General features: G+C 70.0%; 16 protein-coding genes. 2 read left to right on the top strand and 14 right to left on the bottom strand.

The annotated features are described in order from the left end of the window. Nucleotides 1-2: 2 nt before the first annotated feature. Together WMF24_RS09310 and WMF24_RS09305 are read right to left on the bottom strand one after the other, a co-directional pair. The gene (locus WMF24_RS09310) at nucleotides 3-1,511 is read right to left on the bottom strand and encodes a phenylacetate--CoA ligase family protein (protein ID WP_437736020.1); all 1,509 of its coding nucleotides are present in this window, start codon (nucleotides 1,509-1,511) and stop codon (nucleotides 3-5) included. Nucleotides 1,512-1,606: 95 nt separating this feature from the next. Further along, nucleotides 1,607-2,644 carry an NAD-dependent epimerase/dehydratase family protein gene (locus tag WMF24_RS09305; protein ID WP_437736019.1) on the bottom strand — a complete coding sequence of 346 codons (1,038 nt, stop codon included), beginning with the start codon at nucleotides 2,642-2,644 and terminating at the stop codon, nucleotides 1,607-1,609. Nucleotides 2,645-2,784: 140 nt separating this feature from the next. Between WMF24_RS09305 and WMF24_RS09300 the strand changes: the two genes are divergently transcribed. Further along, a complete protein-coding gene (locus WMF24_RS09300; protein ID WP_437736018.1) occupies nucleotides 2,785-3,780 on the top strand; it encodes an ATP-binding protein in 996 nt (331 codons plus the stop codon). 14 nt (nucleotides 3,781-3,794) lie between these two features. Here the strand turns inward: WMF24_RS09300 and WMF24_RS09295 are convergent, their stop codons facing one another. After that, the gene (locus WMF24_RS09295) at nucleotides 3,795-4,400 is read right to left on the bottom strand and encodes a hypothetical protein (protein WP_437736017.1); all 606 of its coding nucleotides are present in this window, start codon (nucleotides 4,398-4,400) and stop codon (nucleotides 3,795-3,797) included. Beyond that, nucleotides 4,397-5,134, bottom strand: a complete 738-nt coding sequence (locus WMF24_RS09290) for a thiamine phosphate synthase (RefSeq protein ID WP_437736016.1) — start codon at nucleotides 5,132-5,134, stop codon at nucleotides 4,397-4,399. Before WMF24_RS09290 ends, WMF24_RS09295 begins: the two co-directional genes overlap by 4 nt. A 123-nt stretch (nucleotides 5,135-5,257) precedes the next feature. Here WMF24_RS09290 and WMF24_RS09285 point away from each other — a divergent pair, with 123 nt between their 5' ends. Next, nucleotides 5,258-6,751 carry a hypothetical protein gene (locus WMF24_RS09285; RefSeq protein WP_437736015.1) on the top strand — a complete coding sequence of 498 codons (1,494 nt, stop codon included), beginning with the start codon at nucleotides 5,258-5,260 and terminating at the stop codon, nucleotides 6,749-6,751. 93 nt (nucleotides 6,752-6,844) lie between these two features. Here WMF24_RS09285 and WMF24_RS09280 read toward each other — a convergent pair whose 3' ends face one another. The 10 genes from WMF24_RS09280 to WMF24_RS09235 form a co-directional block, all read right to left on the bottom strand. After that, nucleotides 6,845-8,407 (bottom strand): acyl-CoA carboxylase subunit beta, encoded by a 1,563-nt coding sequence (locus tag WMF24_RS09280; protein ID WP_437738782.1) that lies wholly within the window; start codon nucleotides 8,405-8,407, stop codon nucleotides 6,845-6,847. A gap of 158 nt (nucleotides 8,408-8,565) precedes the next feature. Next, on the bottom strand, nucleotides 8,566-9,351 hold the full coding sequence (locus WMF24_RS09275) for an enoyl-CoA hydratase/isomerase family protein (RefSeq protein WP_437736014.1): 786 nt from the start codon (nucleotides 9,349-9,351) through the stop codon (nucleotides 8,566-8,568). Continuing rightward, the gene (locus tag WMF24_RS09270) at nucleotides 9,348-10,286 is read right to left on the bottom strand and encodes a 3-keto-5-aminohexanoate cleavage protein (protein WP_437736013.1); all 939 of its coding nucleotides are present in this window, start codon (nucleotides 10,284-10,286) and stop codon (nucleotides 9,348-9,350) included. Before WMF24_RS09270 ends, WMF24_RS09275 begins: the two co-directional genes overlap by 4 nt. Nucleotides 10,287-10,303: 17 nt before the next feature. After that, entirely contained in the window at nucleotides 10,304-10,798 is a 495-nt protein-coding gene (locus WMF24_RS09265; RefSeq protein WP_437736012.1) for a MarR family winged helix-turn-helix transcriptional regulator, read from the bottom strand. Between the two features lie 342 nt (nucleotides 10,799-11,140). After that, entirely contained in the window at nucleotides 11,141-12,514 is a 1,374-nt protein-coding gene (locus tag WMF24_RS09260; protein ID WP_437736011.1) for an STAS domain-containing protein, read from the bottom strand. Between the two features lie 41 nt (nucleotides 12,515-12,555). Beyond that, complete coding sequence (locus WMF24_RS09255; RefSeq protein WP_020734190.1) at nucleotides 12,556-12,966, bottom strand: hypothetical protein; 411 nt, start codon at nucleotides 12,964-12,966, stop codon at nucleotides 12,556-12,558. A 34-nt stretch (nucleotides 12,967-13,000) separates the two neighbouring features. Next, the gene (locus WMF24_RS09250; RefSeq protein ID WP_437736010.1) at nucleotides 13,001-13,492 is read right to left on the bottom strand and encodes an ATP-binding protein; all 492 of its coding nucleotides are present in this window, start codon (nucleotides 13,490-13,492) and stop codon (nucleotides 13,001-13,003) included. Beyond that, entirely contained in the window at nucleotides 13,492-14,481 is a 990-nt protein-coding gene (locus WMF24_RS09245) for a PP2C family protein-serine/threonine phosphatase (protein WP_437736009.1), read from the bottom strand. The genes WMF24_RS09250 and WMF24_RS09245 overlap by 1 nt, the downstream gene beginning before the upstream one ends. 48 nt (nucleotides 14,482-14,529) lie before the next feature. Further along, complete coding sequence (locus WMF24_RS09240) at nucleotides 14,530-15,447, bottom strand: slr1658 superfamily regulator (RefSeq protein WP_436611841.1); 918 nt, start codon at nucleotides 15,445-15,447, stop codon at nucleotides 14,530-14,532. Nucleotides 15,448-15,471: 24 nt separating this feature from the next. Beyond that, on the bottom strand, nucleotides 15,472-17,859 hold the full coding sequence (locus WMF24_RS09235) for a SpoIIE family protein phosphatase (RefSeq protein ID WP_437736008.1): 2,388 nt from the start codon (nucleotides 17,857-17,859) through the stop codon (nucleotides 15,472-15,474). Between the last annotated feature and the right edge of the window lie 7 nt (nucleotides 17,860-17,866).

Below are 17,866 nucleotides of genomic sequence, written 5' to 3'. Positions count from 1 at the left end.
CCTCACCCGGTCGCCTTGCGCGTGTACCGGTGCTTCACCCCCAGCGGGAAGTACTCCGGATCCCCCGCCGCCCTCAGCGTCACCCGCGGCGCGCGCTTCCCCGCAGGCACGTAGCTCCTGAACTCGCTGTTCAGCCGGACCAGGTGCTCCTCGATCGACCGCGCCGCCGCCTCGCGCCGCGCCTCGGTCTCCGCCTCCCCGGGCGCGAGCTCGACGACCACCGACAGAACCGCATCCCTGTCCTCGCCCTCGCGGACCTCCAGCACGAACTTCCCGGTCACCCACTCCTTCACGCCGGGCTGCTCGATGCCCACGACGACGTTCTCCGGATAGATGTTGGCGCCGAAATACGACACCGTGAAATCCGAGCGCCCGAACACGTACACGAACGGCAGCTCGCGGGCGCCGCGCTCCCCGTCGAGCTCCCGCCGCGGATCGAAGCCGAAGCGGGCCAGCGCCGCCATCATGTCCGCGTGCGCGTAGACACCCCCGCTGTCGAGGATCGCGTAGCGGATGAGCGGGACGCCATTATCGCCCGAGAAAAGAAGCATCCCGTCGCGCTGCTCGAAGAACCGCACCGCCGGGTCGTACTGCACGAGCGTCGGCAGCCGGTCCTGCCCGAAGAGGGCGCGCGCGGCGTCCGGGTTGCCCGCGAGGAACCGTCGGATCGCGATGCTGAGCGGCGTCTCGTTGCCCAGCACGCCGGCGTCCGCCGTTCCGTACAGAGACGCCGAGTCGTGGCAGGGCGACGTCGACCCGACGCGCTCGCCGACAAGGCTCCGCCACTCCTCGCTGAACACCTCGCCGGCCATCACCAGCTTGATCCGCAGCGGCGCCCAGTCGATCCCCCGCGCCCGGCCAGTGTCGATAACGTCCTTCAGGAAGGGCGGATAGCCGAGCAGGACGACCTGATCGAACGCCGGCCCGAGATCGAGGACGACCCGGTAGATCTCCTCCTTGTTGTTGCCCGGCGTGACGACCGTGATCGGATAGCCCTTCGCCGCGAGGTGACGGCAGCACGCGGCCGTGTACATCCCGCCGACCCACGAGCCGAGCGCGAAGCACACGACCGCGAGCGTGCGGCGCGCGTCGGCCCGGAAGCTGTCGTGAAACACCTGCTCGAAGCGCCGCGCGACAGGGAGCTCGTCCGCGATCGAGCGAGGCCAGAACGTCGGCTTGCCCGTCGAACCCGAGGAGACCGCGACCATGTCGCACGCCTCGACGCGCCCGCCGCGGCACAGGTCCGCGATCGGGTGCCGGAGGATGTAGTTCTGCTTCGTGATCACCGGCAGCGCCGCGAAGTCCGCGGGGGTCCGGACGGCCGCCGGATCGACGCCGTGCTCGTCGAGGAAGCGCCGGTACGCGGGGACCGCGGCGGCGACGTCGTGGAACAGCGCGAGCGCGCCGGCCGCCGGGTCGACCTCGCGGTGACGCGACAGCGCCGCGTCGAGCGGCGTGCTCAGAAAGGCGTCGAGGGCCGCCTGGACCCGCCTGGGCTCTACATCCTGCATCGCGAGCACTCCCCTCCTCCGGATGGTTCACGCCAGCGCGCGAAGGCGGCGCGCGACCTCCCGGCCCGCCCGCCTCCCCGCGGGCCCAGCTTACCTCACGCCGGGCCGGTGTTCGCCGCGCCCGCCTCGCCGCGGAGCTCCGCCGCGAGCGAGAGCTCCTCGGCGCGCCGCTCGTAACCCGGCGGCGCCTCGGACGGCGGGTTCGCGAGCAGCGACGTGATCACCGTCTCCAGCCAGCGCCGGAGCGGCGTGTGCTGGAAGCCGAGCTCCGCCTTCGCCCTCGCGGGATCCAGCATCGACATCCAGCGATCGCTGAACGGCGACATCGCCACAGGGTCGAGGCCGCGCGCACGGAGCGCGGCCGAGTCGACCGGCTGAAGGCGCGCCGGCGCGCCGAGCTGCTCGGCGACGAGCGCGAGCAGCTCCGAGAGCGTCGGCGCCTCGTCCATGCAGAGGTTGTACGCCTGGCCGAACGTCGACGGCGCCATCAGCAGCTTCACGATCGCCCTCACCACGTCGCCGCCGTACACGTGCCGCACGGGGTGCTCGCCGCCGTCCGGGACGAGCAGCGGGCCGCCGTCGAGCACGCGCGCGATGTACCGCTCCAGGCGGCGGTGCGGGTCGCGCTCCCCGTTCACCATCGGGATGCGCAGCACGGTCGCCGGGAAGCCGTCCTCCCGCCACGCGGCCGCGAGCACCTCCTCGCAGCCGCGCTTGTTCATGCCGTAGGACCACGCCGCGCGATCCTCCTCGCCCGCGGGCTCCGGGAGCAGCGGTCCGTCGTAGTCGCGCTCGCGCGCGGGGCGCGGGCAGCCCTCGCGCACGAGGTACACAGAGCCGGTGCTGATCATGACGTAGTGGCCGACGCGCCCGCCGCCGAGCGCCTGGGCCGCCGCGCGGCCGTCCGCGGCCGTGTACGCGGTGAAGTCCACGGCGGCGTCGAACTCGAGGCCCCCGAGCGCCCGCTCGAGGCCGCCGGCCGCGCGGTCGCACCGCACGCGCGCGACGCGATCGCCGAACAGGTCGGGCGTGACGCCGCGGTTCAGGAGGGTGACCTGGTGGCCCGCCGCGAGCAGGCGATAGACCAGGAAATGACCCATGAAGCGAGTGCCGCCGAGCACGAGGACGCGCATGCGCGGCAACCTATCACCGCCGCGCGCAATGCGGGCAGCGCGGAGGCGGGCGCGGATCGCGCCGCGCGCGGCGCCGGGCGGCCTCGCGCGCGGCGCGGACCGGGACCAGGTCGCGCCCCGGTCGTGCTAGATAGCGGGCCGTGCCGTTCTCCCACATCCTCGGCCAGGACACCGCGGTCGGCACGCTCGTGCGCGCGCTCCAGACGGGGCGCGTCCACCACGCCTACCGCTTCGAGGGCCCGCCCGGCGTCGGCAAGGAGCTCGCGGCCGTCGCCCTCTCGCAGGCGCTCGTGTGCACAGCGGGCGACCCGCTCGGCTGCGGCCGCTGCGACGCCTGCCGGCGCGCGGCCGGGCGCTCCCCGGGGCGCCCCGCGTCGCCGCTCCACCCCGACGTCCAGATCGTCGCGAAGAACTTCTACCCCGCCGCCGTCATCGGCCGGAGCCGCGACGAGCTGACCGAGATCTCGGTCGATCAGGTCCGCGCCATCGTGCTCGCCCACGCCTCCTACCCGCCCCACGAGGGGCGCGCGCGGGTGTTCATCGTCCGCGACGCCGAGGACCTCAGCGTCGGCGCCGCGAACGCGTTCCTCAAGACGCTCGAGGAGCCGCGGCCCGGCACCCACTTCATCCTGCTCACCGCGCGGGGTGATCGCCTGCTCAACACCATCCGCTCGCGCACCCTCCCCGTGCGCTTCGCCCCGCTCTCCGAGCCGATCGTGCGCGGCATCCTCCGCGATCACGGCGTGCCGGAAGCGCGGCACGACCTCGCGGTGGAGCTCGCCGCGGGCAGCGCCTCGCTGGCGCTCGAGCTCGCGGACGAGGAGCAGACCGCCGCGCGCGACGCCTTCGTGAAGAGCGTCCTCGCCGCCGCGGCCGCCCGGGACCTCGGGCCCGCCGTCGCGTTCGCGGAGTCGGTGGACCGCGACAAGGGCGCCCTCAAGGACGACCTGCGCGCGCTCAACGCCGCGCTCGCGCGCGAGGCGCGCGCCGCGGTCGCGGACGATCCGCGCCGCGCCGGCCTCTCGGCCAGGCGCTACGCGGCGGTCTCCCGCGCCGTGGCGCAGCTCGAGCGCAACGCCTCGCCGAGCCTGGCGATGGCGTCGCTGGTCGCGGAGCTGCGCAGCGTCATCGGCTGACGGACGCCGCGCCGTCAGCCCTCGCCGCCGCCGCCGAGCCGCTCGTAGCCGTCGTCCTCGATGCGCCGCCCCGCCCAGGCGTGGATGCGCCCCTCGCTCGCGAGCACCACGGCCGCGTCGTGCCCGCCGCCCTCGTACAGCGCGAAGATCCCTGCGTCGCCCACGCGCGGCGCGCCCCGCCCCAGCCGCGCGAGCGCCGCCGGCAGCCGCGCCCGCCGCCGCAGGGTCATGCCGGCGATCTCGAGCGTGGCCGGCGGCTCGTCCGGCGAGTCGACCGCCGCGGGCGCGAGCCACAGGATCTCGCGCCGCGGCGCGGGGAAGGCCACGACCGCCCGCTGCGTCGCCCCCTCGGGCGCGAGGAACACGACGGCGACGAGCTCGCCCCGCTCGCGCGCTACGATCGCGCCCGAGAGCCAGCGCTCCTCGGTCCCGGCCAGCACCACGTCGCCGAGCGCGAGCGGCAGCTCGTCCCAGAGCGCGTCCTCCGGCGACCGCGCGCGCGCCCCCGGCTCCTGCTCGCCGCCCGCCCCTGCCTGCGCCTCGCGCTCGCGGCGCGCCGCCATGTAGCCCACGGTCGCGGCCACCGCCGCGGCGGCCGCCGCGATCAGCGTCAGGCTCATCGCGCGCCGCCTCCGCTCACCGCCGCCGGGCCGGCGCCCTCCGCGAGGGCCTCCTTGAGCGCCCGCGCCCGCGCGCTCACCTCGTCGAGGGCGCGCGACGCTGGCGCGCCCTGCTCGGGCAGCAGCGCGGCGATGATGGCCGCGGCGGAGCAGAGCGGGGCCACCTCGCGCGCCCTCTCCAGCGAGATGCCGCCGATCGCCACGAGCGGCAGCCCGGGCCGCATCCGCTCGACCGTGTCGCGCAGCGACGCGAGCCCGTCGAGGCCGACGACGGCGTCCGGCCGCTCCTTGCTGGAGGTCGCGAAGATCGGCCCGACCGCGACGTAATCGAGGTGATGATCGAGGAGATCGAGGTCCTCGCGCGGCTCCCGCAGCGCGGCCTCGACCTGCGCGGGCGTGTGGGTCGAGAGCCCGACGCGCAGCGGCGCGCCGGCGCGCAGCGCCAGCCTGCGCACCGCGGGCACCGGGAGATCGTCCTGGCCGACGTGCACGCCGTCGCAGCGCGCGAGCACCGCGAGATCGGCCCGGTCGTTCGCGAACAGCGGCACGCCCGCGCGCGCCGCGAGCGGCTGGATCGCGCGCAGGAGCGAGAGCGTGCGCGCCGCCCCGCCGCGCTTGTCGCGGAGCTGGATGGCCGCCGGCCGCGCGTCGAGGACGGCCTCGGCGAACGCCGCCGGATCGAGCCCGCGGCGCGAGAGCGAGTCGGTGTCGACGATGGCGTACAGGCCGCGCATGACAACGCTTCGGGCGATGGGAGAGCGCCTTGTCGCCCCCGAGGGGGGCCAGGCTCGCTGGCTACGCTAAGGTTGACGCCCCCAGAAAGAAAGCGGAAGCGTTCGCTCCCGAACGGATCCTCCATGCGCACACGTCTCGTCCGGATCGCCTGTCTGTTCACGTCGGCCGCGTCGATCGCAGCGGCCGCGCTGGGGCTCGCGTCGCGCCCTGCGCTCGCGCAAGAGAGGTCGGGCGCCGCGCAGCAGGCAGCGGGGAAGCCGAGCTCCGCCGCGGCGGCAGGGGCGCCGAAGGCCGGCGCTGCTTCGCCGGCCGACAGGCCGAAGGCCGGCGCGGCCTCCACGCCTGGCAGCGCCGGCGTCGCTGCGAAAAAGCCGAGCGCGCCCAGGGCGGGCGCGAAGAAGGCGCCAGAGCCGCCGCCCGCGCCGGCGCGCGTGTGGCTCATCGCGCCGACGCCGCTCGGGCCGTGGACGTTGCGGATCGACAACGAAGGGGAGCGCCCGATGCGCATCCCGGCGGACGTCCGTCTGCTCCGCCTGGAGATCGACACGCCGAACAAGCGCACGAAGAAGACGGTGCGCTGCGCGGCCCCGACGGGGCTCAAGCCGAGCGGCTTCCCGGAGCGGCGCGCGCTCCTGCTGGCGCCTGGCCAGTCGTACATGGAGCATTTCGACCCGCGCCTGCTCTGCTTCGGCAAGGACGAAGCCGCGCTCGCGGGCGGTTCGGTGGTGAGGACCTGGTACGGCTGGGGCCCGCCCCCCAGGTGGTCGCGGAAGGCGCCCTCGCCGCCGTTCGCCGCGGAGTCGACGGATGATCCGGCGGCGTTCGCTCCGGCGCAGGGGGTCGCCGCGCCCACGATCGTGCTGAGCTACGACCTGCCCTCGAAGAACGAGGCCGAAGGCGAGCCGGACGGCGCCGAGGCGCCTTCGCCCCCGGGCGACAAGCAGGCGCAGCCGTCGACGACAGCGGCCCAGCCCTCGGGAGACAAGGCGGCTCAGCCCTCGGGAGACAAGGCGGCTCTCTCCTCCGCGGACAGGCCCGCTGGCGCGGTCGCCGCGCAGCCTGCACCGTCCAGCAGCGACCGTGGCGCCGGCTCGTCGGGCGAGCCGATCGTGGACGCCAACGCGCCTCGGCTGGAGCTCACGAGCGCCCCCTGGTCCGACGCGGCGAGCCCTCGTTCGATCGTCGTCCGGGTGAGCGCGAGAAACGCCGGCAGGCGCCCCATGACCGTCGCCATCCGGCCGCGGATGTTCGAGTTCCACGTCGCCGGTCCGAACGGCACGGCCGTGTGCGAGGCGTCCCCGCCGACCGGCGCGATCCCGCGCGACATGTACAGGACGTTGAAGCCTGGCGCGTCGGTGGATGTCTCGATCCTCCTCCGGGAGGTCTGCCCTGCGGACACGTTCGCCCGTGAGGGCCTGTACGAGGTGACGGCCACGCTGCACGCGAACGAGCCGGGCACCGGCCTCGGCATCGACGCCTACACCGCATCGGTCGCCGCAAAGGCCCCGACGCTCCTCCGCGTGAAGAGCGCGCCGGAGCCGTTCTACGCCGCCGCCCCGCGCGCCGTACCGACGCCGAAGCCCGAGCCCGCGGAGCAAGACGCAGACGCCGACTGACCGGCGTCGCCGCGGAGCAGCTCGTCGTCATCACCACGGCAGGCCCCCACGGGGCCGTGCGGCCCCGAACGCCCTCCCCCCGCCCCCCGGCCGCTACACCGGGATGATCCCCCGCTTCTTCTCCGGCCGCTCCACGCGCTTCTTCCGGGCGAGCTCGAGCCCCCACGCGATCACCCTGCGCGTGTCCCGCGGATCGATCACGTCGTCGATGAGGCCCCACCCCGCGACCTTCATCACGTCGATGTTCTTCTGGATCATGTCGACGATCCCCTGCTTCACCTCCGCCGGCGGCGGCGCGTCCCCGAACATCTTCTTCGCGGCGATCCCGAGCATCCCCTCGGGCCCCATCACGCTGATCTCGGCGGTCGGCCACCCGACGATGAGGTCCGGCTCGTACGCGCGCCCGCACATCACGTAGTACCCGGCGCCGTACGCCTTCCGCACGACCACCGTGATCTTGGGCACCGTGGCCGCGGCCATCACGTGCAGCATCTTCGCCCCGTGGCGGATGATGCCCTCGTGCTCGACCTTCGAGCCGATCATGAACCCCGGCACGTCCTGCAGGAACACGAGCGGGATGTTGAACGCGTCGCAGATCTGCATGAAGCGCGCGGCCTTGTCGGACGCGTCCACGTCGAGGATGCCGCCCATGTGGCTCGGCTGGTTCGCCACGATGCCGACCGGCTGGCCGCCGATCCGCGCCAGGCTGGTGATGATCGAGCGCGCCCACCGCGGCTTCAGGTCGAGCCGCTCGCCGTGATCGACGATGGCGTCGATCAGCTTCAGCATGTCGTAGGAGCGCCGCGGGTTGTCGGGCAGGAGATCGAGCAGCGACTCCTCCCGCCGCTCGATCGGATCGGTCACCGGCAGGCGCGGCGGCTCCTCGTCGCAGCTCGACGGGAAGAACGAGAGGTACCGCTTCACCGCCGCGATGCACTCCGCGTCGCTCGCGTACTCCGCGTCGCCCACGCCGCTCTTCGTCGTGTGCACCTTGCTGCCGCCGAGCTCCTGCTCCGAGATGTCCTCGCCCGTCATCGCGCGCACGAGCGGCGGGCCGCCGAGCGCCAGCGACCCGACGTCCTTGACCATCGGCACGAAGTCCGCGAGCCCCGGGATGTACGCGGTGCCCGCGGCGCCCGGCCCCACCATGGCCGCGACCTGCGGCACGACGCCGCTCATGTGCACCTGCTCGCGGAACAGGTGCCCCGAGCCGGCGAACAGCGAGATGCTGTCCGGGTGCATCGAGCCGGGGTCGATGCGCGCCCCGCCCGAGTCGATGAACCACACCATCGGCCAGCGGCCGCGGAGCGCCATCTGCCGCAGCCGGGTCACCTTCTCCTCGCCCGTGTGCCCGATGCTGCCGCCCTTGACGGTGAAGTCGTACGCCGCCGCGCACACCATCCGCCCGTCGACCTTGCCGAACGCGCACACCACCGCGTCGGCCGGCGGCCTGTCGCCCCCGTCCGGCCCGGCCGCGAGCCCCATCTGCGTGCCGTGCATCCCGACCTCGAAATGCACGCCGTCGTCGAAGAACGCCGCGAGCCGCTCCCGCGCCGTCATCTTCCCGCGGGCGTGCTGCTTCGCCACCCGCTCCTCTCCGCCCATCCGCCGCGCCTGCTCCCGGCGGGCCTCGAGGTCCTTCACGAGCTCTCGCATGTTCACGGGCCACCTCATCCTGCGCGCCTCGCCGCCGCCGCGCGCCTCGCGTCCGCGGCGCGCGGCGGCGAGCAGGGCGCCTTCAACCGAAAGCCAGCGAGCGTCGCGGCCAGCGGCGCCCTCCCGTCCCCCGCAAAGCGCTCGCGCGCCCCGGGCGCCTACTTGCCCGACCAGCGGGGCTGCCGCTTCTCCAGGAAGGCCATCAGCCCCTCGCGCGCGTCGTCCGTCGCGAGGCACCCCGCGAGCCGCTCGCGCAGCAGCGGCAGCGCCGACTCCAGATCGAGATCGTCCTGCGCCGCGAACGCCTCCAGGCCGAGCCGCACCGCGATCGGGCTCTTCCCCGCGATGGTGGACGTCACCTCCTCGACCGCCGCGTCGAGCGCGTCCGGCTCCACCGCCTTGTTGAGGAGGCCGCACCGCGCGGCCTCGTCGGCGTCGAGGCGCTGCCCGAGCAGCATCATCTCCAGCAGCTTGCGGCGGCTCACGTGCCGCTGCAGCACCGCCATGATCATCATCGGGAACAGGCCCACGTTGATCTCGGGCGTCCCGAGCTTCGCGCCGCGCGCCCCGATGGCGAAGTGCGACGCCGCCACGAGCCCGAGCCCGCCGCCCAGCGCGTGCCCGTTCACCCGCGCCACGACCGGCTTTCTCGAGTTCGCGAGGGCGAGCAGCAGATCCGCGTAGTCGCCCTTCGGCTCGACCTCCGGCGCCCCCTCCGCGCCGGCCATCTGCGTGAAGTCGCCGCCCGCGCAGAACGCGTCGCCCGCGCCGGTCAGCACGACGCACCGCACCGCCTCGTCCGCGATGCCGGCCTCGAGCGCGTGCAGGAGCTCGTTCACCATCACCGGCCCGATCGCGTTCTTGCGCCACGGGTTGTTCAGCGTGAGCCGCAGGACGCCGCGCGCGGACGCCGCCTGGACGACCGTGTACGCGCGCGCCGTCACGACGCCGCCCCCTCCGCCGCGCCGGGCGCGCCGTCCCCTCGCAGCCCCAGGATCTGCCGCGCTTCGTCGACGGTCGCCGGCCTGCGCCCCACGTCGCGCACCATGCGCACGGCGACCTCGCACAGCTCGCCGTTGCTGCGCGCCATCTCGCCGCTCGGCAGGTAGAAGTGGTCCTCGAGCCCGCACCTCACGTTGCCGCCGAGCACGAGCGCCGCCGCGAGCATCCTCCACTGCCCGTGGCTGATCCCGATCACCTCCCACTCCGAGCCGGCCGGCATGATCCTGGTCTGGAGCTGGAGCGACTCCACGTGCGCCGGGATGCCGCCCAGCACGTTGACGATGAACGAGAACTGCAGCGGCGGCCTGAGCAGGCCCATGTCGATGAGCGGCCAGACGCCCTGCGTGTGCCCTGTGTCGAAGCACTCGAGCTCCGGCTTCACCCCGGCCTCGTTCATGGCGGACAGGAGCTTGCCGATCTTCGCGTACGTGTTGGGAAACACCATGTCGAAGTCGAAGCTCTTCCGGGCGCGCGAGTACTTCGAGTAGTTCATCGTGCCCATGTTGAGGGCGGCGATCTCCGGGCGGCTCTCGCGGATGTACGCGCACTGCTCGCTGACGTCCTCGAGGATGGTGCCCGTCGAGAAGTTCAGGATCACGGGGCAGCGCCGCCGCACCTCTTCCTTGATCCTCGCGAACACGGCCGGCGAGAACGTCGGCGACCCGTCGTCGTTTCGCGCGTGGATGTGCACCGCCGCCGCCCCTGCCTCGTAGGCTCGCCTCGCCTCCTCGGCGATCTCGACCGGCGTGTACGGGATCGCCGGGCACTGCTTGCGGCTGGCGAGCACGCCGGAGAGCGCGCAGGTCACCACGCAGACATCGGGATCTCGCTCGTTCGGGTTTCTCGGCTCCCCCGTGAACGTCGGCTTCTCTCTCATGGTGCTTCCCTCCCTCGTCACGTCCCGTCGCCGTCGCTCTTCCTCTGTCCGCCCTGCCCCACCCGCGCGACCACCTGTTTCTGCAGCTTGGTGAGGATCCGGAGCAGGTCGCGCAGGTCGGTCGGGCTCAGGCTGAGCAGCGCGCTCCGGAAGATCTCCATCGGCTCGACCTGGATCTCGCGGGCGAGCCGCGCCCCTTTCTCGCTGAGCCGGATGTGCACGACCCTCCTGTCGGCCTTCGAGCGCTCGCGCCGGACGAGCCCTTCCCGCTCCATCCTGTCGACGATCCCGGTGACCGTGCTGTTCTGCGCGCGGATCCGCTCAGAGAGCGTGGAGAGCGAGAGGTCCTGAAACGACTCGAGCAGCTTGAGGATGGTGAGCTGAGGCCCGGTGAGCCCGAACCCGCTCGCCATCCCTTTCGTGAGCCGCCGCGACTCCGTGTAGAGATAGATGATCATCTCCACGATGGCGTCGATCTCCGGCCTCTCCGGCGTCGGCAGGGTCGCTGTCACGATGCTTCGTGTACGAAATATTCGCTCCCCAAGGACGCGTCAAGCTCTGCCGTATTAGTACAGCAGGAACGAATCCATCCATCGAGCGAACGCCTTCGCCGGTTCCCCGCCCCGGGCGCAGTTGGGTCGTGCGGTACTGTGGCCGCACGTGCGGGACTTTGGGAACCGCCAAGGCGCCAAGGACGCCAAGAAATTTCAATGATCTCGCGTTCTTGGCGTCTTGGCGGTTCGACCCTCTGCTGCCTGTCTGCGGTGAGTACCGCACCACCCGCAGTTGCCCCATCGTAGGCCCGGACTCAGCGCAGGCGCTCTCCGGGGGCCGCGCCGCCCGGCTCGCCCTCTCTACCGCCGCCGTCCCCGCCGCCGCTTCCCCCGCCTCCCGTCCGCCCGGATCTCCCGGATGCACCACCGCAGCGCCTCCTGGAGGTCCCGGTGCACCTGCACCGACGAGAGATCGATCCCGAGCGACGACGCCGTCTGCGCCACCTGCGGCTGCACGCCGGCCACGACCCCCTGCGCCCCGAGCAGCTCGATCGTCTGCAGCATGCTGATGAGGTGCTGCGCCGTCGTGGAGTCGACCTCCTCGACCCCTGTCACCTCGACGATGGCATACCGCGACTTCGTCTCGACGATCGTGTGCAGCAGCTTCTCCGTGATCTCGGTGGCCCGGTGCCGATCGATGCTGCCCACGAGCGGCAGCACGAGCACGCTGTTCCACACCTGGATGATCGGCGTCGACAGCGTCTCGATCGCGGACTCCTGCCGTTCGATCACGGCGCGCAGCGACTCCTGCTGCTCGACCACCGCGCGCAGCGACTCCTCCGCGCGCATCCGCTCCAGCGTGATCGCGAACATCTCGCCGACGACCTGGAGCAGCGCCCGCACCCCCTTGTCCCACGCCCGGCTCGACCGCACCGCGTCGATCCCCACGACGCCCACGAGCCGGCCCGCGTACGCCGCCGGCATCCGCACGAGCGAGGCGATCCCGAGCTCGGTCCACGCCCGCCGCTCGCTCGCCGCCTCGTCCGGCAGAGCGGCCACGCGCGGCACGTCGCACACCTCGAGGCGGAACAGCCGCTCGACGAGCCACGGATACTCGTCCCTCGAGACGACGGCCCGCTCCGCGAGCAGCGACGGCACCCCGTCAGCGCACCACTCGTGCGTGTTCAGGAACCGCCGCCCGTCCTCCGACAGCAGGAACAGGCTCGTCCTGTCGGCGCGCAGCGCCCTGCCGAGCTCCGCGAGCGCCGCGTGGAAGCCGCGGTCGATGTCCGCGAGCTTCACGTTGATGAAATGGGCCGAGATCGACGCGACGAGCATCTTCGTCTCGATCCGCTGCATCAGCGCCCGCTCCACGCGCTTCTGCTTCCCCACGTTGCGCGCCCAGGCGTAGATGAGCCCCTCGCCCGGGATCGACAGCAGCGACCACGACAGCCAGACGTAAAGGCCGCTCCGGCTCCGGCACCGGTTCTCCAGCCCGAGCGTCACGGGCCCCTGCCGGAGCCGCGCCAGCTGCTCCTGGGTCGCGGCGAGGTCGTCCTGGTGCACCAGATCGAGGAGGTTCGTCCCGACCAGCTCCTCCGTCCCCAGCCCGAGCGTGCTCTCCCAGGCGCCGCTCACGCGGAGGAACGATCCGTCGATCCGCAAAAGGCAGAGCGGATCCGGACAGACAGCGAAGAACCTCTCCACGTCCGCTTCGTTCGCAGGTGCGTTCATCGCCGGTCGCCTCGCGCAGCCCCCACCCCGCCGTCACGGCGTCACGGCTCTTTGACATCCTCGAACGTCGTCCGCGCGGCCACGTGCTCCTCGTTCAGGTTGAGCAGGATCGGCAGCGTCTCGTGCTGCCAGTCGTCGTCGAGGATCCGACGCACGGTCACCCGCCCGGGCACCAGGTTGTACACGGCGTCCACGATGTCCATGATGACGTAGAAGCCGTTCGAGTTGCAGAACCGCATCTTCACGAAGTCCATCACCGTGGACGTGATCGGATGCTGCGGGAGGACCCGCGCCAGCTCGTCGAGGTAGCTGGAGAGGTACCGGTACGGGTTGTCGATCCGGATAGCGCCCTCGAAGGTCAGGACGAGGCGGTTGTCGTCATCGAGCCGGGCGACCGACTGAAAGACGCTCAGCCCGCCATCCGTGATTTCTCCATAGCTGAGAGCCTTCATACGCGACCTTTCGTGGAAAACATACGCAGCCTTTTCAAGGGAAAGTAGCCTGGACGACGAGGATTCCATCGACGTACTGCGTCGAGAGATGGAATTTGTTCTCAGCAGTCAGCCGAATGAGGCCGAGGCCGCCCCTGCGCCGGTCGTTGCGCCGCTCGCGCACCGTCCTGGCGAAGAGCTCCCTCGGGTCCTCCGCGGCGAAGATCTCGTCGAATACCGCCTTGACGGTTCGGTACTCCTCCGGCGTGACGCGGTTGGATACCTTGATGAGCAGCCGGTCCGGGTCGATGCTCAGGTCGAGTCGCACCTCGCTCTCGCGCTCGGTCCCGTGCTGGATCACGTTGGTGACCAGCTCTGTGACCACCACGTTGACCTTCTGGCATATCCTCCTGGGGTAGAACCTCACCAGCAGCGCGTCCAAAAAGTTCGCAAGCAGGCCGGCCACGTCGCCCGTGATGTGATCGATCGGAGATATGAATATCGATGCACCGACCGACGTCTGCGAATGATTCTTCTCGGGCTTCATCAGGCGCACCTTCGCAGGATGATCAGTGTGATGTCGTCGGCGTCCGCCACCCGGAACCGCGTGTAGTCCTCGATGCACCGGTCGAGGATCACCTGCACCGGCTCCTCGCTGTGCTTGACGACAATTTCGTTGAGACGTTGCACGGAATATATCTCCCCGCTCGCGTCCTGCGCCTCGAACATCCCGTCTGTGTACAAGGCGAGGACGTCATCCTCCTCGAACGGCAGCTCGAACTCGTGAAACGGCTTGATGCGCAGACCGATGAAGTTGCTCACCCGATTGCACGAGCGAGGCGTCCCTCGACGGACCAGGAGTCCGTAGCCTCCGCCCGACACGTAGCGGAGGAATCGATCCGTAAACATGACGAAGTTCACCGTCGCGTACCGGCGGACCTCCCGGAGGAACGAGTAGGCGCTCCGGTTCACCCAGTCCACGATCGCCCCCGGGCTGTCGAGCCGTTTGGTGGCGTGAGCGAACTGGGCTTTCAGAAACGCCATGATGAGCGCCGACGATACTCCGTGCCCTGAGATATCGTAAACACCGATCGCGTGGCGCTCGCCGGGAAGATAAAAGAAGTCGTAGTAGTCCCCTCCCACCTGCGCGAGCTGCTTGTGGAAGATGGCCATGTCGAACGCCGACGCGATGGCCCCGCTCGCCTCCGGCAGCAGCGCGCGCTGTACCTGCCGCGCCACCGCCAGGTCGTCGTCGATGGCCCGGTTGTATCCCTCAAGCTCGTTCTCAATGCTGGTCGCGTGCTCCAGGATCGCCTCGTGCACCAGGGAGAGATCGTCGAAATCCAGCTTCAGCTTGTCGACGTACTCCAGGAGTGCGCTGCAGCGCTCCATGAAGTCATTGAAGTTCCCCTCGTCGCGTAGCAGCGTGTTCCACGCTTGCCGCTCCTTCACGATTGCCCTGATGGCATCCAGATTACTCTGCTTCTGTATGAAGCCTCTGGAGTGCATCGAGCTGAGATCCTTGGGTGCAGTCATGGATCGACCTGGACGCGATTCGGGTTGGACGGAAGATCCCATCCGATCTCAATCACAGAGTATCATCTCGAAGTTCTGGTTGAACTTCTTCAGGTTGGGCAGCGACTTCCCTTGCCACGGGATGGACTTCGACCCGCGGACGATGAGCTGGAGCTCGCCCTTCTTCCGGGTGGCGATCGCGAACTTGTAGAGGACGTTGATCCCCGAGCTGTTCAGGAAGTTCAGCGCCCTGACGTCGAGCGTGATGGTGGGCGGATTCGTGGCCAGGACCTTGTCGAGCAGCTCCTCGATCGGGGCGTACTCCGTTGTGCCGCCAAGACGAAGGATGCCCTCCAGGTACACCACCACCTCAGAGGGATCGTACCAAACCCGGTAGTTGCCACCTTTGATTTCCATTCTCGACCTTTCATTCAAAATAGGAATCCTGGCCATCGTCTTGATGCTGAAGCTGTTCACCGAGATCGGGTCCAGCTTCCACCCAAGACTGACACCGTAATCATTCATGATGATGAGATAGCCGAGCCCCGACCCGGCGTTCTCGGCGTCCTCGGCGTTCGCCTCGGCCTGCCGGCGCAGGAGCTCCCCGGGGTCCTCCTGCGTGAGCTCGAGGAGCTTCTCGCGCAGCGCGGGCACGGCGGCGTTCGTGATCTGGTTGCTGACGAGGCACACCAGGTCCTCACGACCGATGCCGACCGTCACGGTGATGTCACCGTGCTGGTTGAACTTGACGGCGTTCTCGACGAGCTCGTTCAGAACGTAACCGATGGCGCCTGAGACTTCGTCTCGGCTGATGAGCCTGTCCTCGCCGTCTATCTCCGGGAAGAGCTCGCCGAAGTACTCGGCCATGAAATTCGCCGTCAGGTTGCAGAGGCTCCATCTCACCGCGAACGAGTCGGGATACAACGTCAGCGACATGTGCTCGCTGAACGAATCGTCTAAAGAGTAGACGCCGATGATTTCGCTCATGGTAATGCCCAGTCTCCCCCTTGCTCATACCCTCTTAATGACAAGAACAGTGATGTCATCATGGATTTTGTTGTAGCCTACGTGCGCCAAGACGTCCTCGATGATAGCGTCCTTGATCTCCTTCGAGGTCCTTTCGTGGTTCCGCGAGATCACCTGGCACAGCCGGTCGATGCCGTATTGCACCTCTGAGACATCCTCCGCCTCCGTGATGCCGTCGCTGAAGAGCGTCGCGACGTCCCCTGGATCCAGGTTCACCTCGATGCTCGAAATGAAGTCGCTGATGTCCAGATCGATGCCAATCGGCAGCCCGAGCCCCATGGTCTCGACGCGATCGAGGGTGCCGTCCTTCCGGACGATGATGAGATCCTCGTGCTGGCCGGTGAGCTGCAGCTGACCGTCGCTGTAGTCAAGGAGGGTCAGCGAGAGGTTCTTGTCCGATCGGATGCGCTGGATGTTCTGGTAGATGACCTTGTTGACGATGCTCAGGAACTTCTTCGGGTCCCGCTCGTTCGCGGCGACCAGGGTGCGCACGGCGGTCTGGACCATCAGCATGAGGACGCCGCTCTCGAGCCCGTGTCCCGTGACGTCGCCGATGCCGATCTTGACCATGCCCTCGTTCCGCAGCACGTCGTAGTAATCCCCGCCGACCTCGTCGGCCGGGGCCATGTAGCCGGCGATGTCGAGGCCCGGGATCTCCTGGAGCTCGATGGGCGCGGGGAGCACCATCAGCTGGAGCTGGCGCGCGACGTTGAGCTCCGCGCCGAGGCGGATGTTCTCCTGCGCGAGCTTCGCGTTCAGCTCGCTGATCTCCTGGTTCGCCTTCTCGAGGGCGCGCGTCCGCTCGCCGACGAGCTCCTCGAGGTTGTTCGTGTAGGCCTCGATCTCGCTCGCCATGTCGTTGAACGCGACGCCGAGCTGCCCGATCTCGTCCGCGGACTTCACCTCGATGCGGACGCCGTAGTCGCCCTCGCGCATCCGCGCCGCGCCGGCCGAGAGCGCGACGAGCGCGCCCGTCATCTTGCGCGAGACCAGGTAGACGCCGAGCATCAGCACGAGGAACGACGCGATGGTGACGAGGATCTGCGTCGTGACGATGCTGGTCCGGCTCTCCTCGATGGCGCGCTGGGACGCGAGGAGCGACGCGTACAGCTCCTTCTTCGGCACGACGAACCCGAGCGTCCAGTGCTGCGACTCGATCCGCGCGCCGGGGCCAGCCCAGCTATTGACCGGGGCGAGCCGCTGGAGAGCGATGATGTACGCCTCGCCGGCGATCATCCGCTCATGGTAATCCACCTGGTCATCGCTCGGCAGCGAGATCGTGGCCACCGCCGGGTCGCTGCTGTCCTTGAGGCGGCGCTGGAGCACGCCGACCCCCTCGTTCTGCCCCGCGCCGCCCTCGGCCCGGAGGCGCAGCGTCGTGGCGCCGAGGTTGTTCACGGCGAGCACGTTGCCGTCCGCTTGCGTCAGGAAGGCGAAGCCGGCGTTCGCCAGCCGGACGTCCTTGATCGACTCGACGAGCTGCGCGAGCGTGAGGTCCAGCCCGAGCGCCCCCGCGAACCTGTCCCGCTCCTTGCTCCAGATCGGGTGGAACGCGGTCATGATCATGCCGCCGCCGCCCGCGTCGTCGTACGGCGCCGTGACCGTCGTCTGGACGGGGCGGTTCTGCAGCCCGCCGGGCTCCTTCAGCCACTCGCTCCAGCTCTCGACGAGGCCGGGATAGAAGAAGTCGTACCACCTCTTCTCGTTGTGCCCCGGATAGAGCTTGTCGAACGTACCCCCCATGTCGAGGTACGGCGCCACCCGCACGAACGGCTGCTCCGCGCTGTCCGCGTAGTAGATCTGGAGCTTGTCGGCGCCGTACTTCTGGAACGACGGGAGGATGAGGTCGAGCACCGCGGTCCTGTCCACCGCCCGCTGCACCTCGGGGAAGATCTGCCCGTCCTTGCCCTGATAGCCCCAGACGCCGACCACGGTCGGCTCGTCAGGGCCGTTCTGCCACCAGTTGCTCTTCGAATTGTAGACGAGCTTGTCGCGGAAGAAGTCCAGGCTCGCGACCTTCGTGTGCAGATCGTCGAGCTCCTCGCCGTGGTCCACCATCGTCTGCATGATGGCGGCGAGCATCCTGAGGTCGGCGTAGGCGTGGCCCAGCCGCAGGTTGAGCTGTTGTGCCGTGTCGCCGAGGTGATTCGTCAGGTACTCGCGGTTCGCCGCGTTCAGCCCGCCCTCGATCTCGCGGGCGGACTTCTGGCTGAGCTCATGTAGGCCTTGCCGAGCGACAAGGACGTTCAGCAGGGCACCGAGCAGCACGCTGAACCCGGTGACCAGCATGAACTTCGTGTTGAATTTCTTGAGCCCAGCGAAGAAGCCGCGCCTCGGCGGCGCCTTCGTCGTCTCATCAGCAGGCGAGGTCACGTATGAG

This window comes from Sorangium sp. So ce1335 (genome assembly GCF_051521615.1).
Lineage (GTDB): Bacteria > Myxococcota_A > Polyangia > Polyangiales > Polyangiaceae > Sorangium.
This window is presented reverse-complemented; position numbering and strand designations above follow the sequence as displayed.